The following is a 25,260-nucleotide window of genomic DNA, read 5'->3' as shown; positions in this document are numbered from 1 at the left end:
GTTATCCGGACCCCATCATGAGCAAGCTTAAACAAACCTATAATTCTTTTTATGCAAAATTTTTTCTTTTTGATGACCGGTTTGTGCTGATGACTGCCGGCGCAGTTGTCGGTATCTTTGCAGGTCTTGCAGCCGTGGCATTAAGACTGTCCCTGGCTACAGTTCTTGAATTTCTTGCACCGTACCGACAATACGCCTGGGCGTTTATCCTGCCTGGCATCGGAGCCCTTTTCTCATTTTTATTTCTTGATAAAGTGATGCGGGAAGGCGCAGGCCATGGTGTACCCGAAGTCATATATGCCGTATCCAGACGCGGCGGGCTTTTGAGGTTTCGTTCCACCTTTTCCAGGCTTATATCCAGTTTCTTAACCATTGCCAGTGGCGGCTCTGCAGGTCCTGAGGCTCCGGTTGTCATGAGCGGGTCTGCCATAGGATCCAATATCGCTAAATTTTTAGGCCTGAATGACCGGCAGCGCATGACCTTGGTGGGCTGTGGTACGGCAGGCGCCATTGCTTCAATTTTTCACGCCCCTGTGGCCGGGCTTATTTTTTCCATTGAGATCATTCTTGGGGAATGGAAATTTGTCAATATCATTCCCATTGCCATTGCTGCTGTGGCCGGCGCGCAGGTTTGTGAAGCCATTATCCCCACAAAAGAGCTTTTCCAGCCTCCCCCTTTCAGTATTTTTACAGGTGATATTTTAGGCAGCATCGGGCTTGCCCTGTTCACCGCCGTGATATCCGTTATCTTTACACGGACACTCAGAAAGGTTGGTGGATTAGCCAAACGAACACCTGTATCCCCCTGGCTTCGGGCAATGATCGGCGGCTGCGCTGTGGGTTCCATTGGAATTTTTATGCCCATGGTGCTGGGTGAAGGGTATCATCCGATCATGGAAATGGTGGGGGGCACTTTTCCCATGGCATTCTGGCTCATATTTATCGGTATTTTTTTAAAAATATTTGTCACGGCCATCACCCTTGGCTGGGGAGGCTCCGGCGGCATCTTTGCGCCTTGCCTGCTCATCGGCAGCCTTAGCGGAGTAGTGTTTTACAAGGCCATGATGTTTATTTTCCCAAATGCCGCAGTGACTTCAGAAGGCGCTTATGCTCTTTTAGGTATGGCCGGTATCATGTCCGGAGTTATGCAGGCCCCATTAAGCAGTATTTTTCTGATTGCAGAAATTACCGGCGGCTACGAGGCCATTTTACTTTTGCTGCTGGTTTCTTCCATTTCGTCTACGTTAAGCCATATTATTGAACCGGCTTCTTTTTATTTCAAGGACCTCATTGAACGCGGTGAATTCATGCGGCCCGGGACAGATGCAAGAATTTTATCGGATTTAAGCTTAAACGAAATCATTGACACCAACTACACCGCTGTATCGGAAAATATGGTTTTCAGAGAATTTATCAATATAATCCGCAATTCGGACCGTAACCATTACCCGGTTATATCAGATGAGACCGGCGACTATTTAGGGCTGGTTCGGGTTTCAAATATCAGGAAATATGCCCTGGATCCAGCCTTTTATGACATGATCTTTCTTAACCAGATCATGGATACGGATATGGTGACAGCATCCGTTGACGACAATCTCCATGATGTACTGGAATTTATGGAAACCTTTAACATTGATCACATCCCGGTGGTGGATCACCACAGATTTTCCGGGATGATTTCCAAGGCACGAATACTTGATCTGTACCGCAGGGAACTGATCATGCAGACCAATATACAATGACCCCCTGTTCATTGTCCCAAGGAGACTTCCAATGAATTATAAACTGCTCCATATTTTCAGGAATACCCCCTTTGGTAGGGAAACCTTTTTGCAGTCCCTGTATTTTTGTAAAAAAATTAATGCCCATCCTGTTGTCTATATACCTAAAACAGATAAATTTTTAATGTATTTTTCCAATGATGTGGTTCAGGTGAATCTGGACAACTCATTTTTAGCCTTTCCGGATACAGCCCATGAACATGTTATTGCGCTTTTTGATGAGGCCGGGATTCCGCCCAGATTTTATGAGCCAAAAGACTTTACCGCTTCCACCCTGCCGGATATATCCAGTCAGTTCGATTATATGTGCTCTCCGCGTTCAATCAGCGATCGGTCATCCAAAATAGGACTGGGGCTCCTGGGTCCCAAGGTAAGACGGATGATAAAGCAGGCCACCTTTCCCATTCTGATTGCAAGTCCTGTGTTCAAAGCATGGAAAAGCATATCCGTATTTTTCGGCGGATCATCCAATGCCATGAACGCCCTTGTTCTGGGGCTGAAAATTGCCATTGCTTCGGGATTTCCTTTGAAAATATATACCGTACTTGAAAAGGACAGCGAGGAAGTTTATCGGGATATGGTCCGGGGTTCGGAACTTGAGGAACTTGTGGACCAGTATGTGAACGAATGGTGTTTTTATGAATCTTCGGGATTTGACCGGATGCTGTATGAGGTGCCCCACGACTCACTGATCGTTCTTGGCGCCTATGGACACGGAGTAATTAAAGAGATTCTTCTGGGAAGTAAGATGGAGTATATCCAGTCCACGGTTACCAACAACCTGCTGGTGACGGGTCCTAATTGCCGTATATCTCTTAAATAGTATCTGAAACATCAGGCGTTTAAAAAGGTAATATGGAATCAACATCTTAATTAATTAGTATTCTTTACAACAGTATGTGTAGTCTAAGCACCTGATTTAAATTTCTGGGTCCATTGTACCTGATGGGGGGGCTATATAACTACCCCCTACAAAATAACCGTTCTAGTCCCGTGCAGAAAGATCCGTCTTTCGGCGTACATTTCGATCGCGCGGGCGAGCACTCTGGCCTCTGTATCCTGCCCTCTAATTTGTAACTTTTCCGGGTAATCTCGATGATCAATACGCATGACGTCTTGCTCTATAATCGGCCCTTCATCAAGATTCTCCGTAACAAAATGTGCGGTTGCCCCGATAAGCTTCACACCGCGCTCATATGCCTGATGATAGGGCTTTGCACCTTTGAAGCCCGGCAGGAATGAGTGATGAATATTGATCACCCGCCCGGCATATCTCTCGCACATATTCTCAGAAAGGATCTGCATATAGCGCGCAAGCACAATGAGCTCCGTACCCGTTTTCTCGATAACCCTAAAATGTCGTTCATCGATCTCATTTTTATCAACCCCCTGCGTGGGCACATAATAAAACTTAAGCCCAAATTGCTCGCAAAGCTCCTGGTTTACTGTATGATTGGAGACTACACCCACTATTTCAATGTTAAGATGCTTTGTCCTCCAGCGATAGATAATATCGTTCAAACAATGATCATCTTTTGATACCAGAACAAGGGTTTTGACCGGCTCATCCATTTCTCTCATATACCAATTCATGCCGAATTCCTCGGACACAGCCTCAAACATATTTCTAAACTTTTCCTCCGCCCCTTCAGTTACGGCAGAAAACATAACGCGCATAAAAAACTGGTTGGAATATGGATCGTCAAACTGTGAAGATTCTTCAATATTACAATTTGAATCACACAAAGCATTCGCAACCGCAGCAACAATTCCCGGACGATCATCGCAATTCAGGCAAAGTATGTACAAGGTCCCCTCCTCTTTTCTTCTCAAAAAGATTTAACCGAAAGTGTTTATAGTAAACACGTCTACTGACGACAAGGACTAATATTTTTGCCTGCTTTAATTTTATTTAATGCCGTTGTATTGATTATCGATTGCCTTCATCCGGCATACCTCTAATCATCTTTCTGAAACGAACAGAACGATGGCCAGATAATGGGGAAGGGAAGTATTGTACTCGGAGCTATCAACGGAAATGATTGAAAAAGTCTGAATGTACCCCTTGGAACAATTCAAAGAATCCTTGGTCATGAGAACCGTACAACAACTGAAATATACTCACACAGCATTGGCGGTTCTGTAGTGGATGCGATGTCGTTTTTTGCAACAGCTACTCAAAAGTCTCACACAGACGACTCTTGATGAAAGAAAAAGGGATTAGCTATATTAGCGAACCCCTTGATTTTGTTTGGTACCTGGGACGAGAATTGAACTCGTACACCCTTGCGGGCGAGGGATTTTAAGTCCCTTGCGTCTACCAGTTCCGCCACCCAGGCATTTTAATTATGTAAAAAATATATTATTGTGCACGGATTTGCAAGCCTAAATCCACAGTTCGTCCTTGACACTTCATCATTCTATATGTTTTAAGCAATTGATGTGGCGTTAAGCAGGCGAAAGTAGCTAATAAAGGAGTTTTTATGCCAGAATTACCCAGGGATAAAAAAAAATTGTTTCAAAAATGTGTTGAATTTCATGGCCATTTGTGTCCGGGGCTTGCATTCGGGTTCCAGGCGGCTATGGCCGGTATGGATTTAATTTCAGAAACACGGGCACTGGACGAGGACATTGTGGCCATTGTTGAAACAGATGCCTGCGGAACAGATGCAATTCAGGTTATTACGGGATGCACCTTTGGCAAGGGCAATTTCATTTTCAAAGATTATGGAAAAACCGCATTTACCTTTGTGAGCAGAAATTCTGGCAAAGGCGTTCGCATTGCTAAAAAATACGCTCCTGAACCTCTTCTGGGGGCGAGGCATCAGGCATTGATACAACTGATAAGGAAAAATAAAGCCGGTAAGGCGGATCATGACGAGTTCTGGGATCTTCACCGGGCAAAGGCCATGGAAATTCTTGAACAGGCGCCTGAACACCTTTTCACCATCACCGAGATAAAGGTCCCCATACCCCCAAAAGCAAAGATAGAGCCGTCGCATCAGTGTGACAGGTGCAAAGAACCCACCATGGCCTCCAAACTAATCCAGGCTGACGGCTGTTTTTTTTGCCAGGATTGTATGACGGATATGAATTTGAAATAAGCCCGAAACCCTAATTACCAAACAAGCTATAATAAAGGGCCGGATTTTTTGACAGCTACTAAATTTACATAAAGGCGAATTTTCTGATGCGGCGGGCCATTAATTCTATTTTCTTTGACCAGCGGGATTACAAACTCATTGAGATTGTAAACTCGGTGTACAGCGAACCCAAAACGCTGGGATACACTGGCAAGCTGCTATATCCTTTTTTTCATCCCTTAGGAATTAAAGAACTTGCAGAATCCAGGGGCCTTCGCGCTGCATATTCCATTATCAATCTCATGGAATCCATTAAAAGCGGTGATATCACAAGTCGTCTTGAAGCCCTGGCAGGCCTTAAGGACGATATTGTAGACACCGTTGGCGGCCCCATACCCAAAAATACCTCCAGGGTGCTTCTACAAATTATGAAAGACCTGGTTCGGGCGAAGGGACAGCCTGAACATCAGCTTAAGCTTGCCCACAATTTCAGAATCGCTGCATTCGGCAAACCAAGAGTTGTCCGAAATCTGCTTGACCACTACCATTTGCTTGAAATGCCCGAAGAGTGGAATCAGATCACCTTTGACGACCATGTTCATGATGCGAACACCTCGGGCCGGAAAAGTGCGACTCATCTGATCATGGATGCCTGGATTAAGGGCATTCGAAGACTGCGTGTGATCTACTATCACTATATCGAACCCAAATGCGCAATGGAGCTGATTGAAGCGGCCAGAATCATGGAAATTGATCTGCGAATCGGTATCGAATTTTGGCCCCTTCACCGGGGCAGATACATTTCTCTTATCTGGGTATCCAGGGGACTGCCTAACCTTGAAACCTTTTTGAGTTTTCTTGCCAGACCATCAGTGATTCAGTTCATGGAACAGGGAAAAGCCCTTGTAAAGTTCCAGGAAAATTATCTCTATCTTTTACTGGACAGATTCAATGAGTCAGGACGGATGGAATTATGCCGGGATCTTGATATTACAATGACACCTGTGGCGGCTGAAGAATTTCTCGGTTTTGTCGAACCTGGTCAGCCAAGCTTTCAATACCTTGCCGAATTTATTCACTCAAAAGTCCTCAAAGCCATTCAAGTTCAAATTTCCCGCTTAAAAGAGGGGGAGGTCGCCCCGGAGGCCGAAACGCATATTGACCGTCTATCCAAAACGATGAATGATTTCATGGTCGGCGATATTCTTGAGCAGTACCTTGATGCCGCACATTTTTTCAGTGGACTTTACGATTATGTTAAAGAAAAAGGGGATTGTGCCCCGCCAAGGCTCTGTGTACAGTTTTGCACGCTTCTGGACCAGATCGACGATCTTCTTGATGATTTTAGAATTACCCTTAATCTTGACAGGCTTGGGCCTGAAGATGTGCTCGAACTTTTATATGAAAGTTGCGGCAGAATTTCTAGAATTGAAATTATCAATCTAAAAAAATACAACCCCTTGGACAATGAAATCATGCTTCGCGTTAATGAACTGCAAGCAGCTGTCAATCAGGGAAGTATATTAAAATTAAAGCGCGTTATTTCAAAAATTATCGCAGATGTGCAAAAAAAAGATGCAGATCAGAAGGAAAACCGGCCGAACAAACTATCCCTGATCCTCAACGACATTGACGAATTCAAGCATATGTTTGATGTCCGTCCCATCAAGTTAAGAATCGGGTCTGACTCCACAGGCAAACCCGGGCATTACGGTATGGGGTTTGCGGTTATCGATACTCTGCCCTTCAGGGTTCGGCAAAAAATCAGAAAAGAAAACAGCGGTAGGCTACACCTTCCTGTCAATGTTAAAACCAGCCTGTGCACCATCACATCACCTCCTGAATTTATTTCCGGGGCTATTTCCTGGATACCTGGTATACGCGCGTTTTTATCCATCAAGAAAAGGAAGTGGATACCTGAATTCTTTCTGCTTCACCCGGCTTCCGAAGGGAATCTGGTTACCCTTGGACGATCGGCTTTGATGGGGCAGCAAGATAATTTTGTTGCAGAATCCGGTGAAAAATCCAAGTCGAAGAAATCTTTTAAATACCTTAACACCCCGCTTAAAAATTTTTTCAAGGTTTTTGTAGGATTTATTCCGGCCCAGCTTTGCTTCATGCTGACCAAAGACTGGTGGCTTCTATCCTATTTTGGTGCGTTAATCTGGTTCGGAATAACCGGTATACGAAATGTGATTCAGTCGGTGCTCGGCGGAGGCGGTATTCGAAGGGCATCACGTTTAAAATGGAATGACTATGTCAGTTGGGACAGGCTTGCGGATTCCCTTTTATTCACGGGCTTTTCAGTTCCCCTCCTGGATTATCTGGTTAAAACCCTTCTTTTGGACAACACCCTGGGTATCACCATAAATAACGGTCCTGTGATGCTTTATTCCGTCATGGGTCTTGCCAACGGTATTTATCTTTCCACCCATAATTTTTTCAGGGGGTTGCCCAAAGGGGCTGTGACCGGTAATTTTTTCAGAAGCATTATTTCCATCCCTGTTGCTGTTGTGCTCAATGCTGGTATAGGCACTGTCTTAGGTTTTTTCAATATTCCCAATGTTAACGGAGTTCTTCAGAAATGGGCAGCCATTATTTCAAAAGGGGCTTCTGATATTGTGGCCGGATTCATTGAAGCTGCGGCTGATCGGTCTGTCTACACACGCCTTCGAAAACAAAATATCCGTAAAAAAATTTCTGAACTTTTTGATATTTACTCCGAACTGATTATGCTGTTTCCTGAGACAGAAGAACTGAATATCTTAGAAAATTCAAAGATGCTTTTAGATAACAAGAACTCGAAAGTCCGGGATCTGGCAACACTGATCATCATCAATGCCCTGGACTTATTTTATTTCTGGATGTACCTGCCCCGAGCCCAGTCTTCATTAATCCGTATGGTTTCAGAAATGACGCCGGAAGAAAAGATAATATTTTTCCAGGCCCAGAACATGCTGCGTCATGAGCATCATATCAGCAGATTGTTTGTGGACGGAATTCTGGGTAGAAATTTTTCACGGCCCCTCTCCTTTTATCTGATTTTATACCGCTCTTATCTTAAAAGCATTGAAAAGGTAAAGGCATCCATCCTGCAAGAAAAATCCGACGAGAGGCCATATTTATAAACACTTTATATGGAGATTGTATAAATGAAGAGGTTAAAGGATATTAACCTAAGTATTAAGCTTATTTGTTCTTTTCTGGCTGTGGGCATCATTCCGTTGGGCGTTCTGGGTATAATTTCCGTTAATATGTCAACCAAAGCATTGGAACAAAAGGCGGTCAATCAATTGGAGGCGGTCAGGGAAATAAAAAAATCTCAGCTTGATAGCTTCTTCCTGGAAAAAATCGGCGATATTAAAGTACTTGCAAACAATCCATTTACAAAAAGTGCGGCCAAAGCCCTGGAGCAGGCCTTTAATTCAGCAGGCGGGGTGCAGTCAAACCGTTTTGCCGGCAAAACCGGTGAGCTGTATAATGCGCCAGATTCATATAAGCAGGTTCATGATATCTATTTTAAAATTTTCAAACACTACATGGAACAATATGGTTATTATGATATTTTCCTGCTTGATCCTCTACATGGAGACACCTATTTCACCGTCACCAAAGAGGCTGATTTTGGCCAACGTGTACAAGGGATTGATTCATCCTTGCGTGATGTATGGCAGGCAGCTAAAAATGACAAAATAAGCATCTCCGACATGCGTACATATGGGCCTTCAGCCAATGCGCCGGCCCAGTTCCTGGCAGCCCCCATCAAAGAAAACGGTAAAACCATAAGCATTCTTGCTTTTCAGCTCTCCATTGATGCCATCAACAAAATAATGACAGAACGCAGTGGTATGGGTACCACCGGTGAATCTTATCTGGTGGGCCAGGATAAACTCATGCGCTCGGATTCGTACCTTGATCCGGACAACCATACGGTTGTTGCCTCTTTTGCCGATCCTGTAAGGGGAAAAGTGGATACCCAGGCTTCCAGTGATGTCCTTTCAGGAAAAACCGGGAAAAAAATTATAATTGACTATAACGGAAATCCGGTGTTGTCTGCCTATACTCCAATTGAGTTAGGTGACACAAGTTGGGGACTTTTAGTTGAAATTGACGAAGCAGAAGCATTCAGTTCCATTCGATCTATAAAAATAAATATTGCAATTATAGCGCTGATTTCTATTGTTCTAATCGTTTTGATTGCCATCTTCATGGCCCGATCTATTACCACCCCCATCAAAAAAGGTGTGAACATGGCCAGGAAAATGTCTGACGGCGATTTGACACAGACCCTTGATATTGACCAAAAAGATGAAATCGGTATACTTGCCCAGGCATTAAATATGATGTCTTCAAATCTGCAGCAGATGTTCAATGACATTATGACAGGCACACAAACACTCACCACGGCCTCGACCGAACTGTCAGCCATTTCCGAACAGATGTCGTCAAATGCTGAAACCACTGCCGAAAAATCAACCAATGTCACATCGGCTGCCCGGGAAATGAATAAAAAAATAACCCGTGTGGCAACGTCCACAGAAGAAATCACGTCAAACATTCAAATAATCGTATCGGCAACCGAAGAGATGACTGCAACGATTCAGGAGTTATCCAAAAACACCTCCACAGGAAATGAAACCACTGCCCGGGCCGTGGAAAAGACAAAAACAGTTCTGGATAAAGTTGATGCGCTTAGCGCTGCTGCGCAGGATATCAACAAAGTATCAGATACCATTTCAGACATTTCAGAACAAACTAATCTTCTGGCATTAAATGCCACCATCGAAGCGGCAAGGGCTGGTGAAGCCGGTAAGGGGTTTGCCGTAGTCGCAGGAGAGATCAAAGCATTGGCCCAGCAGACAGCCCAGGCAACAGAAGAAATCAGTTCTAAAATTTCAGGGGTTCAGGCCACCACGGATGACTCGGTGGAAGTTATAAAATCTATTGTTGAAATTATTAATGAAATTGATTCAATTGTCAGCTCAGTGGCCGTGGCTATTGAAGAACAATCCGCCACAACCCAGGAAATTGCAAATAATGTCAGTCATGCAGCCCAGGGACTTGACAGTGTCAATGAAAGCGTAAATCAAGCATCCGGTGTGGCCGGTGAAGTAGCCAAAGACATCAGTGACGTCAGCAAGGCAACAAATGAAATGAAAACAGGCAGTCAGCAGGTTATGACAAGTGCAGGAGAATTATCAAACCTGGCAGGGGAATTAAAGGAGATGATGAACCGGTTTAAAATTTGATCCCGGTTTATGATTTATGGGATCTACAAACCAATATGTTTTTTAGCCGGAACCTGAATTATGCTTGAAAACAACAACTAAATTGTCATATAATATCTTTTTTATAATAATGGCTTATTTATTTTAAGGATAAATCAATGGCAAAAATGTTTTACACCGGGAACAGGGAATCCAAGCTTCTTTCTAAGATTGAGTCTTCAAAGGAGCGGGAAAGAATTAAAACCATCAGCGCGATCCGGGATAACATTGATTCATTCAGTAACAAAGTTTCCATGAAACTTATTGAGACCGGGCTCATTGAAACCGTGAGTAAATCCAGTGTGGAAAACCAGATTGTGCGCTGCTTAGATAACCTGTGCCGGGCCGAGGATTTTGATATTGACTATGCAGTGGCCCCATTCAGATCCCTGATTTCAAACCCCAATATTGCCAGCCTTTACCTGACCGCATTTGTGGTTGAAACATTGATCAACCACAAAGATATCATTGATATCTACGGCAGCGACGATGATATCTATTTCTGTATTCAAAAAGAATTAACTGCCTTGATGGAGGGTGGTAAGGGGGCTTGATTACCCCGCCGATTTATTGAAATTCAAACAAGCCGCTTTTTTGGAAATTTTTATTCCCAAAAAGCGGCTTCTTTTTTTACCTTATTTCTTAACCCATGCACCGGACTTGTTCTGGTAATAATGGCCGTTTGTGCCGTTTGAAAACACATCGGCGGCCCTTCTTTTTTGAACAAGCTGTATGGAGACGTTCTGCTCTGCTAAAATCTTTACTTGCACGGGACCTTGTGGGAAATTACCCGTGGCACCAAGTGTGATCTTTTGATTCATGGGAAAAACGGACAGCTTCATGTCCGTAAGAAGCTTTTTACGGTATAGTTGGACAATCAATCGCCCTCCACTGGGATATAAAGTCGATCTTTTCCAGTCTCAATAAAGATGGTGCTGTTTTTTAAAACAATGTGTGCCGGAAGATATGCAAAATAGGATTCAAAGGCACTGATATCAAAATCAAAGACAGGGTCTGAATGATACACCGCCTTGTCTTGGGAAAATGAAAATCCGCAGACCCGGATTCTTTTTTTTCATCCAGATGAAAGGTAAGATTAAGCCCGGATACAACACATTTTTCAACGTCGACGATATTTTTTGTATTCATCTGGTAATCGAAGCGGATGGTGTCCAGACACAGATCCTCACCAAAGGAAATATCACTGATCTGCGTGTAATTGACCCCAAACGGGATACCGTAAAATCAAGGCGCTGATTCCCCGGTAAGGGACCAAGGGCTGAATGGACGATATGCGTTGAAATGTGAGGCAGAAAAAATAGTAATGCACTGAATACACAGCACAAATAACAAACATACCGGTAATAAAACTTTTAAAATGATTTTAAATGGCATTTTTAATGTCTACGCGCAGCAAAAGATCTCCCCGGGGCAGACCTGGTATGGATTTTCCCATCCCCTTAAGCCGCAACAAGGATCCGCGCCGGATACCTGCAGGCACCACCACCCGGTAAACGGAATTTTTAAACCCCCAGGGAACGCTGACAAGTTTTTTAGTCCCTGTGAGTGCTTCAAGGGAGGTCAGTGCAATGGTACCGTAAAGATCAGATCCGCCTGACGGGTCTGTTTCAGGGGTGAGAACATGAAGCTTTGGGCTGCGTTTTTTAACGGTGAATCTGTCAAACTTCTCGCTGAATCCGGCCTTGGGCAGTTTAGAGTTCAGGTAAATAAGAGCCATACCCGAAAGAAAACCACCAATGTGAGCCCACCAGGCAACACCGGCACCGGCACCCTGCCCTGTGGCATTAATGAATTGAATAAAGAACCAGATTCCTAGAAAAACAAACGCAGGTATGCTGACAAACAAAGGGAAAATAAGCACAGGCACCAGGGTGAGAATTTTATTTTTCGGATGGAGAAGAAAATAAGCACCCATAACCCCTGCAATGGCGCCGCTTGCACCAATGGTCGGCACGGCAGATGAATGGTTAAGCAAAAAATGAAAAAATGCAGCGAGCAGTCCACAAACCAGATAAAAAGCGCTAAATCGAAAAGGACCTAACTCCTGTTCAATGTTGTCACCGAAAATATATAAAAACCACATATTTCCGATAAAATGCCAAAAACCGCCATGCAGAAACATATAGGTAAACGGTGATAACAGTTTATTCAGCCAGGAAAAATAGGCCGCCATCTGCGCCACGGTATATTTTGCAGGGACAAATCCGAATGTATAGGAAACGGCCTGATCATTAATACCTATAATCATCTGCCAGACAAAAACCAGGCTGGTAATGAAGATAATGCTACGGGTTGCCACGGCACAGGAGGTTGTTTCCTGTTCGTCTCTTAATGGGATCATGAAGGCACCACCCTGAGTTGAAATCTTTCAGACAATCGGGTTTTAAGTTTTTTTAAAAGTTCCATCACTGCGTCTTCAGGTGTGTAGTCTCTAAGATCCCTTCCTTTCGAAAGAGACCTGAACAGAACTGAATTTTTTTCATCCAGGTTAAGGGATAACTGCACATATTCAAGCAGGATAAAGTAAATGCCGGCCATCTGATGCGCTTGGCTCCTGGCGATAATGGTCTTTCCCCTAAGTGTCAGACTTTGTTCAAGGGCCTGGGTGGCCTGATCTACACTGGTGATTGGTTTGGGAAAGTCAAAACCTGCATCAATCATTTGCTCCACCTGCCATAAGTCTTCTTCGGTCTCAAGGAAATCCAAATACAATACAGCCGAAAGAATGGCTTTAACATCATAATAGATATCAGAGTCATGGCTGGCTCTTGGGCCTGCGACATTCAGTACACGGATGCCTTGGTCCAGAATAAAAGCGTGAAGGATCAATGCCGCCTCAAAAATGTCCTGTTCCAACAAATTTATTCTGCAAACCCTGTTGTCTGTTTTCCGTGCAAACGCATAGGTCAGGGCTGAACCGCCGGTTAAAGGTCCCCGGGCAATGATAACCGTGCCGTCGGAATCAAATATATTTTGCCGGGTCCGGGCCGGATAATCCCTGGTATCCATCTCCTTTAAATCATAAAAATCAGGCAATGGTCCGGATTCGGTTCTCCGTCCTTTGGTAATCCATCCGCCATGGGGAACATTGAATTTTATGGCGGTATCCAAAGCCGCCCGGTCCGCACCGGTTTGTCCTCCTGACACAATTTTATTTAAAAGGCCCATGGCATCCTTATGTTGTACGCGTTTCGAGAATCATTAATCCTCCACTATACCAATAAAAGCTATCAGAATAAATAGTGCCTGAATGGAAACCCGTGTTTGGGCGGTTCAAGAAAGAAACGCATGCTCACAAAGTTGCATAGATGCAGGGTATGTCTGCTACAAGGAGGGTTCTACGGCACACTCAAATGGGTCGGTTTCAAAATCCATGTTGAATTCATCAAGAAGCGCACGTATCCGGATAATATCGTTTTTCGCTTTTTTTATCATAACAAGGTGCCGATTTTTTTCCTCCTGTTTAAGGCAGAAAAGTGCATCCATATCCTTGTTCAAGGTTTCATACATAGTAAAACGTTGAAGAATTTTATCTTTAAAATCCCGTGTTACCGCGTCGATTAAAGGAAAAAAATAATCCTGTTTCAAACTGCTGTGATAGGCTTTTATCTGCCGCTGCATGATGCTCAGCGTTCTTTTCTTAATTCTGCTGGCAGCCCTGTCAAGCCCGGGCGTAAAGGAAAATTTCACGTGCTTGTCCACCAGGGCAGATACAAACAAGGCCAATGAATGAAAACTAAAATCTGTCACGGCATTGGCCTGCATGGCCCTGGTATATTCAGGCGAAAAAATCTGGACCGGCAAATGCAGCCCCAAAATTTTTTTAATATTTTCAAGGTCAGCCGCCTTGGAATATTCTTCCTCTTCTTTGATCATTTCAAGGGAAACCCGGCCGTCCCCCCGGTCCCCTGGGGCGCCCATGGTGACATAATCGATGCGGTAGGAATCCAGAAGAGATTTAAAATATGACTCTATGCGTTCTTCCTGAATACCCACCAGTTGTTTAAGTTCCGGGGTTACCTGTTCAAGGATAAAAAGGTCAAGCTCACGCTTGAAGTCCTGGAACATCATATACAAAATCTGCTTAAAACCCGTTGCATTCACCCCTTCCCTGTAGAACTGTGAGTCAATTTTGGCCTTTCGAATAAATTCCGTCACAAGTTTAGTTATATTTTCGCTGTCTTTGAGGAATGCATTTTTTAAGTTAGACTCAATCTCCCTGCGAAGCGCGGATACGGCTCCCGTAACGGAGTTGTCAACGATAACCCGTAAGCGCCTTGCATTGCCTTCAAGATCGGCAAGACGCTTTCTTGCCTTTTCCTGATCTAAAAGCCCTGCAGACAAGACATCAAAAAGGATTTGTATTTTTTCATCAAGAATATGAGTGACAATTTTCAGTCGCTCAATGTGATTGGCGTAGAACAGATTGAACCGGGACGCTCCAAACAACTGATTAAATCCGGCAAAAAAGCGACTATATTCTTTGGTGCAAAAAGCGATCATCTCCTTGTCCTCCTGCCAGAGCCCAAGGCGCTTCTTGTTTTTGGATGAAAGTCTTTTTTCAAGGGCGTCAAAAAGCGTATACAACGCTGAAAAAGAAAAGATACTGACATCCGGCACCAAAAGTTTTAGTTCGGCAATTGTTCTATCCCGTATCACGTTCAGGTTGTTTAAGTTCTCATGCTCACTTAAATCACAGTTGAAAACAAAAAGAATGTTTTCCATCAGCCCAAGGCGTTTGATCCGTTTTAAAAATACCATGTCGGATTGACGAAGCCCCGTACGTGACGAGATACAGTAAACAATCAGGTTGGCAGCCTCAAGATAGGAAAATATTTTTTCAAGGACCGCAGGATCAGTGGAATCGGCTCCCTGGCAATCGGCAATTTCAACGTTTGGATGAATGGATTTTCCGTACACCTCCAGGCACACGTCTTTGACATAAAAAGCCTTAGCCGAGTCCGCCGTAAACTGTTTGTGACTGTTAAAGGATTTGGCATCAAAACTGATGGTCTGTTCATCTGAGCCTATAACGTCCAGACACTGTTTATATCCGTCAAGGGCATTGCGAATGACCAGCGCCTCAGGGCGAAGTCCTTGGGATGTAATTGGAAATGAAGAAACAATGGTATCAAAAATGCGGCGCAGTTGTTGCCGGTCCTGGGTGCGTCTGATATCAAAAGGCGGGGATTCGTCCTGGCCGGGAAACATCTCCAGGCAGCTTTCAATTTCACTATTAATGTCATCCCATGATTTAAGATAAATAATTGCCCTGTTTTTTTTCCCCTTCCTGATACGGGTGGTGATGGATGTGACCACCCCTGCCCCCCGCTGAACCAATTCTCTGCCTGAAAATGCGTTGATAAACGTACTTTTGCCTGATTTGATCACCCCGACCACGGCCACACGCAAAACCCCTTCACGGATATAGGAAGGAATTTTACTACAAAGCTGTCTGCTCTCAACAAGGCTTTTGTCCGAGTGATTTGAAACGGTAGTCAGATTGTCGATCACCGAGAGGATATCAGTAACTAAATTTTCTATAGATTCTTGGGGGTATAAAGTCATTGGCCCGGCAAATCAAATCAGCATCATGGCTTTTTCATATTTGAGGTCCGGTTTTGTATCAAACATGATCTCCCTGGACATATCACAGGTAAGCCAGGCCGAATCGGCAAGTTCATTATCTAACTGCATGGGGCCCCACCCGGCGCAGCCCAGAAGAATCATAAAGGTGCCAGGTCCCTGTCCCAGGGCAATAGCTTCCAGAATGTCCCGGGAATTGCTCAACGCCAGCCAGTCTGAAATTTTAAGGGTTTCACTCCACAGAAACGGGCCGCAGTGAAGTACAAATACGCCTGAAGGCTGAACCGGCCCGCCAAGGAAGATCTCTATTTTATCAATACTCTCATTGCAGGTAATGCCTAAATCTTCAAAAAGCTCCCGGCCGGTAAGTAACGGGTGGACTTTATTGACAATAAAGCCAAGAGCACCGGATTCATTGTGCTCACAAAGACAGGTGACTGTCTGTGCGAAATTGGGGTCCGGAAGGCCGGGAATGGCCATGATGAATTTACCTTTCATATTTTCCGTTATCTGGTCGTTCATCAATTTTTCTCCATGATGCCGGCCGGCATGTTATGTCCTTTTTTTATATGAAAGTCAAAATAAGGTATTAAGCTACTTTCATTTTTTGTTGTGGGTTGAATCTGGGTATTGATACACCAGATCAGCCCATGACTGTTATCAACAATTGATATTGCAAACAAACTAAATATTACAAACAGAACGTTAATTTCAAATATTTTTATTTAATTTGCAATAATTTATTTAGTATTTGATATTTTTTCGCGTCCGTAAACATCATCAAATCGGACAATATCATCTTCCCCCAAGTATGGGCCTGACTGCACCTCTATCAGTTCCAAGGGAATCTTGCCCGGATTTTCCAGCCGGTGCATGGTACCAAGGGGAATGTAGATAGACTCGTCTTCCTTTAAAAGAATCTCTTCAGTGCCTTTAGTGACAATGGCCGTCCCGGATACAACGGTCCAGTGCTCAGCCCGGTGAAAGTGTTTCTGCAAAGATAGTTTTGCGCCGGGTTTTACGGTTATACGCTTTACCTGGTATCTGTCCGCCATATCTATAGTTTCATAATCGCCCCAGGGCCGGTAGACTTTGGCATGAGAAACCGCTTCCACTCTGTTGTGCGCTTTTAACTGGGTAACTATTTTTTTTACATCCTGAACCTGATCCCGGGGGGCGACCAGCAAAGCGTCCTTGGTGTCCACAATCACAAATTTTTCAAGGCCTACGGCTGCCACAAGACGATTGTCAGAATGGATGTACGTATCCGTGACATTGTGTACCAGCACATCTCCGCTGGTCACATTATTGCGTTCATCTTTGTCCCCGGTCTGCCACAACGCGTCAAAGGAGCCAAGGTCATTCCATCCGGCATCAAGGGGAATGACAACACCCTTGTCTGTTTTTTCCATCACTGCGTAGTCAATGGAATCCTCTGTAATGGCTTCAAATGCCGCTTTGTCCACCCTGAAAAAATCTAAGTCCATATTTCCATTTTTAATCGCCGTGCGGCATTTTTTAAGCATGTCCGGGGCAAATGCCCCAAGTTCGGAAATAACGGCAGAGACCTTGAACATAAACATGCCTGAATTCCAGCAGAAATCACCCGATTCAAGATAGGAAACCGCTGTCTCATAATCGGGTTTTTCAACAAACCGGTCAATCATGAAGGCCTGATTAGAATTATCAAGCCTATCTCCTTTCTTGATATACCCGTAGCCTGTTTCCGGCGATGAGGGTACGATGCCGAAGGTGACCAGTTTGCCCTGCCGGGCCAGTTGCGCACCTGATTGAATGATTTCATGAAACGCTTCAATATTTTTAATTTCATGATCTGCAGGCAGTACCAGCATCACCGGATCATCCTGATGCTCAGACTTAAGATTATCATCAAGAATCAAGGCTGCCAGGGCAATGGCCGGGGCAGTATTCCTGGCAGCCGGTTCAAGAATGATCTTAAAATCATTAATATCAATCCGGCGAATCTGCTCTGCGGTCATGAATCTGTGGTTTTCATTGCATATAACTACCGGATCGCCAAGATCGTCAAGGCCTGATAACCGCAAGAGGGTATTTTGCAGCATGGTATGCGCGTTGTACAAACTAATGAGCTGTTTAGGATACAAAGACCGGGACATGGGCCATAACCTGGTTCCGGAACCGCCGGCCAGGATAACAGGATAAATCATTGTCTCTCCATTATTTTTGTGCAAGATAAAAGGTTAATGTCAATGTCTTTCCAACAGGATAAGATTCAATATGCTTAAGATTGAATCCGGTTCTGTCCATCCACCCTGAGATCTGCTGCCGGGTAAATCCCAGCCAGACCCCGCCAATGATATCTTTGATCTGTTCCTGGTTGTGTTTTAAAAAATCCACCAGAAGAAACACGCCCCCGGGATTAAGGACCCGGTACACCTCCTGAATCGCTTTTTCAGGTTCGGACACATGGTACAATACCATGCTCATCAAGGCCGCATCGGCCTCCTGTTCACGCATGGGAAGATGTTCCAGCTCTCCTATGCGAAGCTCTAAATTCGGGCTTTCCGGCAGCCGAAGCCTTGCCTGTTCAAGCATCTCAGGAGATACATCTACTCCGATCAGGGTCTTTTTACCTCTGTCAAGGAGACTGGCAAGCATCTCACCGGTTCCGCAGCCAAGATCGGCAATAACCGACGCATCCTGAAGGTGAGGTTCAAACACAGTGTTGGGATTAAAATCGCCAAGAACCTTTCTTTTTAAACGGTCCCACCGGGGGGCAGCGGTTCTGAAAAAACGCCTGGATCTATTTTTTCTTAATATAATGCATTGTTGTGTACGGGCAAGATCTTCCAGCAATCCCGGGTCATTTTCAAGCTGTCTGCAGGCAAGAACAACAAGTTCCCGGTTGTATCCGTTTTTGTTCGCGGCATAATAAATAAAACTGCCGTCTTTTCGTGAGACCAGCAAGCCTGCTTCAAGCAGAATTTTTAAATGCCGGGACACCCCGGACTGCACCATATTCACCACGGAGACAATTTCATTCACATTGAGTTCAAAATGCTCAAGGATAAACAAAAGCCGCAGTCGGGTGGGATCAGATAAGGCTTTAAACTGTTTAATTATTTCCATAAAAATGCTGGGTGACCCATTTAGAATTAAATAGTGATCTGGTCACCAAAATTCATAATTTTACATTCAATACCGTTAGATCTGACTTTTTCACAGAACTCTTCAGGATTTGCTCTGATCACGTCAAATGTGTTGTAGTGCATGGGAACGGCCTGAACCGGTTTGACAAAATCACAGGCCATGGCGGCATCCTCAATTCCCATGGTGAAATTATCGCCGATGGGCACCATCATGGTATGAATATTATCAAGCTGTCCAATAAGCTTCATATCGGAAAACAGCCCGGTGTCCCCCGTATGATAAAGGGTGATGCCGTTGATGGTGATCAAAAATCCTGTGGGTGTACCATGACAGACATTGTCCGGGGTTACTGAGCTGTGAAGGGCCTGGGTCAGCTTAATCCGTCCGAAATCAAACTCAAAGGCCCCGCCGACATGCATTTTATGGACATTAAGCCCTTTGGCATCTAAATAAGAGGCAAGTTCGTTTTCACAGATGCATAATGCATTGCATCTGTGGGCAATGCTCAGGGTATCGCCGAGATGATCCCAATGGCCATGGCTGATCAGAATATAGTCTGCTTCAACATCTTGGGCCTTAACCGGTGATGTGGGATTATTATCAAAAAAAGGATCAATAAGAATTTTTAACCCGTCATCACAGGTAATCTGAAAAGCGGAGTGGGAAAAATATCTAAGTTTCATGACAGAAGCTCTTGTGTAATTATTAAAATATGTATTGTTTTACCATATTACGCCCAAATCTCAAACCGTGATAAAAAATCAAGACAATAAAATTGGGATTAAAAATAGAACGGTGGGCAAAAATAATGGGCAGCATTCCGTACATGCTGCCCCAACATAAGGATGAAATGACGTTTAACTTACGCTGACGACCGGGCAGTCCGCCTCTAATATCACCGTTTGAGCCGTGGAGCCAAATAACAGTTTGCCTACATTTGAACGGCTTTTCACGCCAATGATAATTTCATCTACATTTTTTTCATTTGCAAACGCAACAATATCCTCTCCGGCCTCCATGCCACGGATCAGAAGATGTTTTTCACAGGCTATTCCCTGGGCCTTGAAAAAGACTTGTGCCTGGTCCAGGTTCTTTTCCGCTTCCAGGATTTTTCTCTGGTCCTTTTCAGTCCCCTCCAACATTGAGGTGACAACCAGCACCGTGGCATTAAACGCCTTTGCATGTTTAACGGCAAGCTTGAGCAGATCCTGACCGATATTTATGCCTTTATATCCAATGAGAATTTTCATATAGTTCCTCTCTTTTCTCGTCACTTATTTTTATCAACCCGATATCATAAACAAACAACAGTAGTTGAAAAAAGCAATAATCTAAAATAATGGATCAAACCATGTTTAACAAGACTAAAATCTCAATCCTTTCGGATAAAAGTACCGATAATCAGCAAAAGAACACCCAAACCGATCAAAATCCATGCGAAATGAATCTCATAAAAAAATGAATATAATGCATTATAAACCGTATCATTGGAGATCCAGTCCAGAATTTTATCGGTAATTCCTTCAAAAAAATTAGAAATGGTCATGGTTGAAATAAAACCGGCTGTACCCATAAATTTAGCCAGCAGGGCAAACAATCCAAGTACAAGACCGGCAATAATTGAAATAATTCCCAGCTTTGAGGTCATGATTTTTCCTTCATTAATTTCGTTTTAATATCTTAACTCGATCATCAAGTTTAAGGTCAGACGTGTTTTTAAGGTTTATTGCTGTCATCTTTACGCGATTCATTGTATATGCAGGCTATATTTCAGGTCAAACTATTTCAGACCATCTTTATACGTAGATATGTTTTATGATAAAGCCTGCATCGGATGCCAAACTATGACACAAACCTCAACCTTTAAAAAAATCGGATTTGCCTCGTTCATCATGATGGCATCGGTGTTTGCCAGCAGGATCATCGGTCTTGTACGAGAAACCGCCATTGCCTGGATGGGCGGTGCAAGCGCAGGCGTTGACGCTTATCAGGTAGCGTTTGTGATTCCTGAAATTTTAAACCATGTGGTGGCGTCCGGTTTTTTATCCATTACGTTTATCCCCATCTTCACCCGTTATCTTGTTGAAAATAACGAACAGGAAGGATACCGGGTTTTTTCCGTTATCCTGAACTGCTTTGGTGCAGGTCTTTTTGTTTTTATCTGTGTTTCCATGGTTTTTGCCCCGGAACTGATTTGTGTCCTTGCCCCCGGGCTTAAAAACGGCCCGTCCTTTGACCTTGCCGTGCGCATGACCCGGATCATTATCCCGGCCCAGTTTTTCTTTTTTGCCGGGGGATTGTTCAATGCCGTACAATATTCAAAAGAGCGGTTTGTTTTCCCGGCGCTTGCACCATTGATTTATAATACCGGCATTATTATAGGGGGGATATTGCTGTACCCGGTTCTGGGTATGGAAGGATTTGCCTGGGGTGTTCTGGCCGGCGCCTTCTTCGGCAGTTTCCTGCTTCAGTGGTTTGGGGCTAGACGAGAGGGACTTATCTATATACCCAGTTTTAATTTCAGGCATCCTGATGTGATCAAATATGTATTGTTAACATTACCCCTGATGCTTGGATTGACCATGACCTTTTCCACGGAAATTTTGATGAAGTTCTTTGGCTCGTTTTTAACCGAGGGAAGCATTTCGGCCATGAATTACGCCCTTCGCATCATGTTTATACTGGTGGGGCTTTTCGGCAATGCCGTTGGCGTGGCCTCCTATCCGTTCATGGCAAAAATTGCTGCAAAAAAAGATTTTGCCGGTTTAAACACTCTCATCAACCAGACACTGAAATATATTTTCATTGTTATGCCCTTTTCAGTTGTCTTTATGATTCTGAATAAAGAGGTTGTGGCCATTTTATTCCAGCGCGGGGCTTTTGACGCCCATGACGCAGCCCTGACCTCCGGGGTGCTGCCGTATTTCATGGCAGGGGCATTTGCATTTTCCGCCCAGACCATTGTTTCCCGGGGGTTCTTTGCCGTTCAAAATACATTATTCCCTGCCATTTTTTCCACTGTTTGCGTGGCGTTAAGTCTGCCGTTGCTTTATTTTGCAATGACAATCATGGGGATCAAAGGCGTGGCGTTTGGCCTGTCTTTGTCCGTGATCATTACCACCGGCGCTTTATTTGAAGTGTGGAGCAGAAAAACCCAAAACACCGGACGATCAGATGTATACACTTTCTTTGGTGTAATGCTACTGGTCAGTATCGTGGTATGGCTGATTTTAAAAGCGGTATATGCTGAAATTATTCATATAATCCCGATCTCCGGTTTTTTCGCCCATATATTCATATGTATTATTGTCGGCACGTTATTTCTGATCATTCTGGCAGGCATTGGAAAAGTTTTTAAAATCAGAGAGATCAACACGCTCTATGCCAAGGTGCTGGCAAAAACCGGTTTGCTTAGGAACGGGTCTTAAATAACCGGCCCATTTCGTTCTTTCCGGGAGCGCGGGCGTCCCGCCCGCATGTCCGCAAGGATTGCCCTGCAAAATCCGAAAATCGCTCTTGACAATTTGGGGGATATATTATTCATATGCGTTAATATTTGAATGATCCCAACATCATCGTTTCTTTTTGAATTAAAATATGAACTGGAAAACTCAATGAATCAATATTCTACCGCCTCAGAGTTATTTGATGCCTGTGGTGTGTTATTTGGTCCTGATGTCGAGGTTTCCATAGAATTTTTAAAATATCTGCAACCGTCTGGAATTAAGGATGCATACCGCTGCCAGGCATTTAAAACGCATCCGGATCGTGCCGCTGCATTGGATCAGGATGAAGAATTCTTAAATGACCGTTTTAAAACCCTCACACAAGCCTATGAACGTTTAATTGCTGCTATAAAAGGGAATGGACGCGTTTTGGTGCAACAATCAAAACCCCGGCCACCCGAGCGCCGACCAGGGTATCGGAAACCGGCGAAAAAGCCTAACCCATATTCTGAAAAGGATCATTTCTATTCCAATAAGGGAACCGTACCCAAAAGAAAGCTGTTGATCGGTCAATACCTGTATTATTCCGGATATATATCCTGGAATACACTTATTAAAATTATTGTCCGGCAACGTAGAGATCGTCCTCCGATCGGTCAGATTGCGACTAATTGGGGCTTAATTGATTCAGACCAGCTACAGTATATTCTCGCCAATCGTAAATTCAGTGAAAAATTTGGTGAATATGCAGTTCGAAATGAATATTTTACACAGCGTAACCTTTTGGCTCTTTTATACAAACAAAAAAAACTTCAGCGCCCAATCGGCCATTATTTACTGAAATACGGCTTCAGGCCTGACATACTGGAACGGCTGGTCAAAAAACAGAAAATCCATAACCGGAGTGCAACATTTAAATAACCGACTATTTCCTCATGGGTCCGGAAAATCAAAATCCAGGCAATTAAATTCATCCTTGCCATCCAAGCGGTAGTCAGGATATTCTCCAATAAAGTTGACTTTAAAAAAAATTATTCAAATCCGCATAAACCTTAAAAATTTTCATCTTATCCCGTTAGATCAGTTGGCATGAACGATAAACGGAAACCGCAGATTAACTTGTTAGCTCAAAAAAAGTGTATTTTATTGAAAATTGAGAAGAGAACCAAAGGTTCAACAACGCATGTGTGCACAGGTTGTGGATCATGTTGTAGGAATTTTGCATACATTCGGCTGTCTCAAGACGATATCAACTCGCTTGAAAACTTCACGGGGTTAGCCTCGGAAGAATTTACAGAAAATATTGATAAAGCCGCCAAAAACCGTTTTATGAAATTTCAAAAGAACGGGGATTGCATCTTTTTGAATATTATTGACGGTTCCTATTCATGCAGCGTCTATGAAGCGCGGCCGATGACGTGTAGAAACTATCCATCAACCGATATTCAAAGAGAAACCTGTCGTATTAATAGTGACCGTTGAAGGCAACCAAGATCATAAGCTAATCGGGATAGGACTCCCCATCACTATTGAAACCAAAGCAGGTCCAACCGTCCCTGTCAAATAAACCTGCTGTCTGAGGTTATGGTTTGGGCTTTGACCTGATTTTCCTCCAGCCACCCCGACCGGACATTATCAGTTTTGGCATCAAATCCCGGCACATAAGGCTTAATGTCAATAAGCGGGGTGTTGTTCAAAACATCAATATCCAGAATATCAAGGGTATTTTCTTTTCTTTCGACCAGACGGACAATGGACAGCCCTATGGGGTTGGGGCGCCGGGGCGCACGGGTGGAGAACAGCCCTCGTGGTTGGGTATCCATAAAAGGGGTGATCACGAGATTAAATCCCTTGGACTGGTGAAAATGGTAGAGCAGAATCAGATGGGAAAATCCGTCAATATCTGACAGGCCTTGTTCATACTCCGGGTGGATGATAATCCGGCCCTGAACATCTTTGGCTCCAGTGGGCTGGATTGGCATGCCTTCGCGGTCTTTAAACGGTGTCTGTATTGTGCCGATGTAAATTATTTGCATATAGCGTTCCTTGTTGATTCTGTTTGTTTTCCTTATTCTGTTACGATGGCCCTTACTTTAGCCAAGGTTTCACTCACCACCGAGGTCGGTGCCTTTTCAGCAAACGTCAACCCTCTTTCTACAAAATCAATTGTCTTGACCTGGTGACAGAGGATAACACCGGAAATCTTTTTTCCGATTAGAGAGACTTCAAAACCATGCCCCCGGACCCGACTTGTGACCGGAGCGACCAATGCCAGTAAGACTTTTTTATTAAAAATTGCAGGAGAAAGGACCAGAGCCGGTCGATGCCCTATTTGCTCGTGACCGGCAGCAGGATCAAAATCTATCCAGACAAGATCCCCACGCTCAGGAATATACATTTTTTTTTCAGATTTTGCAGCCATTACCACTCCTTGCCTACAGGCATGTCGTTCAACCATGCCTTATCCTCGGCATCCAAAACAACAGCCTTGGGGCCGCATCCGTTTAAGAGCTCGTCAAGCGTATACTCTTTTTTCTCCTTGATCGGGGTAATAATAATCCTGCCGTCTTTCGCTTCAATGGAAACGGTCTGATCTTTTTCAAGCTGAATCATATCAGCAATCACTTTTGGTATCCTTGCTGCCAAACTGTTGCCCCACTTTTTAATAACCAGTTTTGTCATTTCGTCTCCCTCAAAAATTTAAACATTGTATAAAAACACTACAACACAAAAGAGGCTGTGTCAACAATGTATAAACATCTTAAGCACAAATATTAAAATTCTATTGTTTACTTACTTTTCCGGGCTTAAAGAAAAATTTCTGCTGCACCCATCCTTGATGGTCCTGTAAAAAGTCCGATTTTGTTACCCGATTTTTTCCGAATATGCTCATCGGCCAGGTGGCACGTCTTTCCTTTGAGACATCCTTTCTATAGGCATA

At 43.9% G+C, this 25,260-nt stretch carries 24 protein-coding genes and 1 tRNA gene; 10 read left to right on the top strand and 15 right to left on the bottom strand.

The window, feature by feature from the left end; genetic code table 11:
- The first annotated feature begins 17 nt into the window (after window positions 1-17).
- The gene (locus EYB58_RS14690) at window positions 18-1,745 is read left to right on the top strand and encodes a chloride channel protein (RefSeq protein ID WP_111957195.1); all 1,728 of its coding nucleotides are present in this window, start codon (window positions 18-20) and stop codon (window positions 1,743-1,745) included.
- A gap of 31 nt (window positions 1,746-1,776) precedes the next feature.
- Window positions 1,777-2,607 carry a universal stress protein gene (locus tag EYB58_RS14685; RefSeq protein WP_111957193.1) on the top strand — a complete coding sequence of 277 codons (831 nt, stop codon included), beginning with the start codon at window positions 1,777-1,779 and terminating at the stop codon, window positions 2,605-2,607.
- 146 nt (window positions 2,608-2,753) lie between these two features.
- On the opposite strand, the gene purU is transcribed toward EYB58_RS14685, so the two are convergent.
- Window positions 2,754-3,593 carry a formyltetrahydrofolate deformylase gene (gene purU / locus EYB58_RS14680; RefSeq protein ID WP_111957191.1) on the bottom strand — a complete coding sequence of 280 codons (840 nt, stop codon included), beginning with the start codon at window positions 3,591-3,593 and terminating at the stop codon, window positions 2,754-2,756.
- A 443-nt stretch (window positions 3,594-4,036) separates the two neighbouring features.
- Window positions 4,037-4,123: transfer RNA gene (locus EYB58_RS14670), tRNA-Leu, on the bottom strand.
- A 144-nt stretch (window positions 4,124-4,267) separates the two neighbouring features.
- On the opposite strand from EYB58_RS14670, the gene EYB58_RS14665 reads away from it, so the two are divergent.
- From EYB58_RS14665 to EYB58_RS14650, 4 genes are all read left to right on the top strand, one after another.
- A complete protein-coding gene (locus EYB58_RS14665; protein ID WP_111957190.1) occupies window positions 4,268-4,888 on the top strand; it encodes an FmdE family protein in 621 nt (206 codons plus the stop codon).
- An 86-nt stretch (window positions 4,889-4,974) separates the two neighbouring features.
- Window positions 4,975-7,995, top strand: coding sequence for a hypothetical protein (locus EYB58_RS14660; protein ID WP_111957188.1), 3,021 nt, complete (start codon window positions 4,975-4,977; stop codon window positions 7,993-7,995).
- A 24-nt stretch (window positions 7,996-8,019) separates the two neighbouring features.
- Window positions 8,020-10,116 (top strand): methyl-accepting chemotaxis protein, encoded by a 2,097-nt coding sequence (locus tag EYB58_RS14655; protein ID WP_111957186.1) that lies wholly within the window; start codon window positions 8,020-8,022, stop codon window positions 10,114-10,116.
- Window positions 10,117-10,253: 137 nt separating this feature from the next.
- On the top strand, window positions 10,254-10,688 hold the full coding sequence (locus EYB58_RS14650) for a hypothetical protein (protein ID WP_111957184.1): 435 nt from the start codon (window positions 10,254-10,256) through the stop codon (window positions 10,686-10,688).
- Between the two features lie 81 nt (window positions 10,689-10,769).
- On the opposite strand, the gene EYB58_RS24035 is transcribed toward EYB58_RS14650, so the two are convergent.
- Entirely contained in the window at window positions 10,770-11,015 is a 246-nt protein-coding gene (locus EYB58_RS24035; protein ID WP_242637373.1) for a YdbL family probable chaperone protein, read from the bottom strand.
- Window positions 11,016-11,178: 163 nt separating this feature from the next.
- On the opposite strand from EYB58_RS24035, the gene EYB58_RS14640 reads away from it, so the two are divergent.
- The gene (locus EYB58_RS14640) at window positions 11,179-11,391 is read left to right on the top strand and encodes a hypothetical protein (protein ID WP_111957182.1); all 213 of its coding nucleotides are present in this window, start codon (window positions 11,179-11,181) and stop codon (window positions 11,389-11,391) included.
- A gap of 127 nt (window positions 11,392-11,518) precedes the next feature.
- Here the strand turns inward: EYB58_RS14640 and EYB58_RS14635 are convergent, their stop codons facing one another.
- The 9 genes from EYB58_RS14635 to EYB58_RS14595 all read right to left on the bottom strand — a co-directional run bounded on the left by EYB58_RS14635 (window position 11,519) and on the right by EYB58_RS14595 (window position 20,521).
- Complete coding sequence (locus EYB58_RS14635) at window positions 11,519-12,496, bottom strand: rhomboid family intramembrane serine protease (RefSeq protein ID WP_111957180.1); 978 nt, start codon at window positions 12,494-12,496, stop codon at window positions 11,519-11,521.
- The gene (locus tag EYB58_RS14630) at window positions 12,493-13,323 is read right to left on the bottom strand and encodes a putative molybdenum carrier protein (protein ID WP_111957178.1); all 831 of its coding nucleotides are present in this window, start codon (window positions 13,321-13,323) and stop codon (window positions 12,493-12,495) included. The genes EYB58_RS14635 and EYB58_RS14630 overlap by 4 nt, the downstream gene beginning before the upstream one ends.
- Window positions 13,324-13,479: 156 nt before the next feature.
- The gene (locus EYB58_RS14625) at window positions 13,480-15,723 is read right to left on the bottom strand and encodes a dynamin family protein (protein WP_111957176.1); all 2,244 of its coding nucleotides are present in this window, start codon (window positions 15,721-15,723) and stop codon (window positions 13,480-13,482) included.
- Window positions 15,724-15,735: 12 nt separating this feature from the next.
- Window positions 15,736-16,263 (bottom strand): YqgE/AlgH family protein, encoded by a 528-nt coding sequence (locus EYB58_RS14620; RefSeq protein ID WP_111957174.1) that lies wholly within the window; start codon window positions 16,261-16,263, stop codon window positions 15,736-15,738.
- A 218-nt stretch (window positions 16,264-16,481) separates the two neighbouring features.
- A complete protein-coding gene (locus EYB58_RS14615; protein ID WP_111957172.1) occupies window positions 16,482-17,930 on the bottom strand; it encodes a mannose-1-phosphate guanylyltransferase/mannose-6-phosphate isomerase in 1,449 nt (482 codons plus the stop codon).
- Between the two features lie 10 nt (window positions 17,931-17,940).
- Window positions 17,941-18,852 carry an ArsR/SmtB family transcription factor gene (locus EYB58_RS14610; RefSeq protein ID WP_111957170.1) on the bottom strand — a complete coding sequence of 304 codons (912 nt, stop codon included), beginning with the start codon at window positions 18,850-18,852 and terminating at the stop codon, window positions 17,941-17,943.
- 26 nt (window positions 18,853-18,878) lie between these two features.
- The gene (locus tag EYB58_RS14605; RefSeq protein WP_111957168.1) at window positions 18,879-19,556 is read right to left on the bottom strand and encodes a metal-dependent hydrolase; all 678 of its coding nucleotides are present in this window, start codon (window positions 19,554-19,556) and stop codon (window positions 18,879-18,881) included.
- 174 nt (window positions 19,557-19,730) lie between these two features.
- Entirely contained in the window at window positions 19,731-20,123 is a 393-nt protein-coding gene (locus tag EYB58_RS14600) for a universal stress protein (protein ID WP_111957167.1), read from the bottom strand.
- 122 nt (window positions 20,124-20,245) lie between these two features.
- The gene (locus tag EYB58_RS14595; protein ID WP_111957165.1) at window positions 20,246-20,521 is read right to left on the bottom strand and encodes a hypothetical protein; all 276 of its coding nucleotides are present in this window, start codon (window positions 20,519-20,521) and stop codon (window positions 20,246-20,248) included.
- 196 nt (window positions 20,522-20,717) lie between these two features.
- On the opposite strand from EYB58_RS14595, the gene murJ reads away from it, so the two are divergent.
- The 3 genes from murJ to EYB58_RS24780 all read left to right on the top strand — a co-directional run bounded on the left by murJ (window position 20,718) and on the right by EYB58_RS24780 (window position 23,801).
- Window positions 20,718-22,301 carry a murein biosynthesis integral membrane protein MurJ gene (gene murJ, locus EYB58_RS14590; RefSeq protein WP_111957306.1) on the top strand — a complete coding sequence of 528 codons (1,584 nt, stop codon included), beginning with the start codon at window positions 20,718-20,720 and terminating at the stop codon, window positions 22,299-22,301.
- Window positions 22,302-22,652: 351 nt separating this feature from the next.
- Window positions 22,653-23,240: a hypothetical protein gene (locus tag EYB58_RS14585; protein WP_131072076.1), complete on the top strand. Its 588-nt coding sequence runs from the start codon at window positions 22,653-22,655 to the stop codon at window positions 23,238-23,240.
- 168 nt (window positions 23,241-23,408) lie between these two features.
- Window positions 23,409-23,801: a YkgJ family cysteine cluster protein gene (locus EYB58_RS24780; RefSeq protein ID WP_111957161.1), complete on the top strand. Its 393-nt coding sequence runs from the start codon at window positions 23,409-23,411 to the stop codon at window positions 23,799-23,801.
- A gap of 77 nt (window positions 23,802-23,878) precedes the next feature.
- On the opposite strand, the gene tsaA is transcribed toward EYB58_RS24780, so the two are convergent.
- From tsaA to EYB58_RS14565, 3 genes are read right to left on the bottom strand one after another with little or no spacing between them, the layout of a single operon-like run.
- Window positions 23,879-24,355 (bottom strand): tRNA (N6-threonylcarbamoyladenosine(37)-N6)-methyltransferase TrmO, encoded by a 477-nt coding sequence (gene tsaA, locus EYB58_RS14575; RefSeq protein WP_111957159.1) that lies wholly within the window; start codon window positions 24,353-24,355, stop codon window positions 23,879-23,881.
- A gap of 32 nt (window positions 24,356-24,387) precedes the next feature.
- Entirely contained in the window at window positions 24,388-24,741 is a 354-nt protein-coding gene (locus EYB58_RS14570) for a type II toxin-antitoxin system PemK/MazF family toxin (RefSeq protein WP_111957157.1), read from the bottom strand.
- The gene (locus EYB58_RS14565; protein WP_111957155.1) at window positions 24,741-25,001 is read right to left on the bottom strand and encodes an AbrB/MazE/SpoVT family DNA-binding domain-containing protein; all 261 of its coding nucleotides are present in this window, start codon (window positions 24,999-25,001) and stop codon (window positions 24,741-24,743) included. Before EYB58_RS14565 ends, EYB58_RS14570 begins: the two co-directional genes overlap by 1 nt.
- Window positions 25,002-25,260 lie beyond the last annotated feature (259 nt).

Source organism: Desulfobacter hydrogenophilus (assembly GCF_004319545.1).
Classification (GTDB): Bacteria; Desulfobacterota; Desulfobacteria; order Desulfobacterales; family Desulfobacteraceae; genus Desulfobacter; species Desulfobacter hydrogenophilus.
This window is presented reverse-complemented; position numbering and strand designations above follow the sequence as displayed.

What these genes read in the sequence shown, in the direction of transcription:
- EYB58_RS14690 (WP_111957195.1), top strand. Translation starts at nt 18, where the DNA reads ATGAGCAAGCTTAAACAAACCTATAATTCTTTTTATGCAAAATTTTTT.
- EYB58_RS14655 (WP_111957186.1), top strand. Translation starts at nt 8,020, where the DNA reads ATGAAGAGGTTAAAGGATATTAACCTAAGTATTAAGCTTATTTGTTCT.
- EYB58_RS14600 (WP_111957167.1), bottom strand. Translation starts at nt 20,123, where the DNA reads ATGAAAATTCTCATTGGATATAAAGGCATAAATATCGGTCAGGATCTG.
- EYB58_RS14595 (WP_111957165.1), bottom strand. Translation starts at nt 20,521, where the DNA reads ATGACCTCAAAGCTGGGAATTATTTCAATTATTGCCGGTCTTGTACTT.
- EYB58_RS14565 (WP_111957155.1), bottom strand. Translation starts at nt 25,001, where the DNA reads ATGACAAAACTGGTTATTAAAAAGTGGGGCAACAGTTTGGCAGCAAGG.
- EYB58_RS14650 (WP_111957184.1), top strand. Translation starts at nt 10,254, where the DNA reads ATGGCAAAAATGTTTTACACCGGGAACAGGGAATCCAAGCTTCTTTCT.
- EYB58_RS14685 (WP_111957193.1), top strand. Translation starts at nt 1,777, where the DNA reads ATGAATTATAAACTGCTCCATATTTTCAGGAATACCCCCTTTGGTAGG.
- EYB58_RS14665 (WP_111957190.1), top strand. Translation starts at nt 4,268, where the DNA reads ATGCCAGAATTACCCAGGGATAAAAAAAAATTGTTTCAAAAATGTGTT.
- EYB58_RS14625 (WP_111957176.1), bottom strand. Translation starts at nt 15,723, where the DNA reads ATGACTTTATACCCCCAAGAATCTATAGAAAATTTAGTTACTGATATC.
- EYB58_RS14615 (WP_111957172.1), bottom strand. Translation starts at nt 17,930, where the DNA reads ATGATTTATCCTGTTATCCTGGCCGGCGGTTCCGGAACCAGGTTATGG.
- EYB58_RS14620 (WP_111957174.1), bottom strand. Translation starts at nt 16,263, where the DNA reads ATGAACGACCAGATAACGGAAAATATGAAAGGTAAATTCATCATGGCC.
- EYB58_RS14610 (WP_111957170.1), bottom strand. Translation starts at nt 18,852, where the DNA reads ATGGAAATAATTAAACAGTTTAAAGCCTTATCTGATCCCACCCGACTG.
- tsaA (WP_111957159.1), bottom strand. Translation starts at nt 24,355, where the DNA reads ATGCAAATAATTTACATCGGCACAATACAGACACCGTTTAAAGACCGC.
- EYB58_RS14570 (WP_111957157.1), bottom strand. Translation starts at nt 24,741, where the DNA reads ATGGCTGCAAAATCTGAAAAAAAAATGTATATTCCTGAGCGTGGGGAT.
- EYB58_RS14630 (WP_111957178.1), bottom strand. Translation starts at nt 13,323, where the DNA reads ATGGGCCTTTTAAATAAAATTGTGTCAGGAGGACAAACCGGTGCGGAC.
- EYB58_RS14605 (WP_111957168.1), bottom strand. Translation starts at nt 19,556, where the DNA reads ATGAAACTTAGATATTTTTCCCACTCCGCTTTTCAGATTACCTGTGAT.
- EYB58_RS14635 (WP_111957180.1), bottom strand. Translation starts at nt 12,496, where the DNA reads ATGATCCCATTAAGAGACGAACAGGAAACAACCTCCTGTGCCGTGGCA.
- EYB58_RS24780 (WP_111957161.1), top strand. Translation starts at nt 23,409, where the DNA reads ATGAACGATAAACGGAAACCGCAGATTAACTTGTTAGCTCAAAAAAAG.
- murJ (WP_111957306.1), top strand. Translation starts at nt 20,718, where the DNA reads ATGACACAAACCTCAACCTTTAAAAAAATCGGATTTGCCTCGTTCATC.
- EYB58_RS14640 (WP_111957182.1), top strand. Translation starts at nt 11,179, where the DNA reads ATGAAAATCCGCAGACCCGGATTCTTTTTTTTCATCCAGATGAAAGGT.
- EYB58_RS14660 (WP_111957188.1), top strand. Translation starts at nt 4,975, where the DNA reads ATGCGGCGGGCCATTAATTCTATTTTCTTTGACCAGCGGGATTACAAA.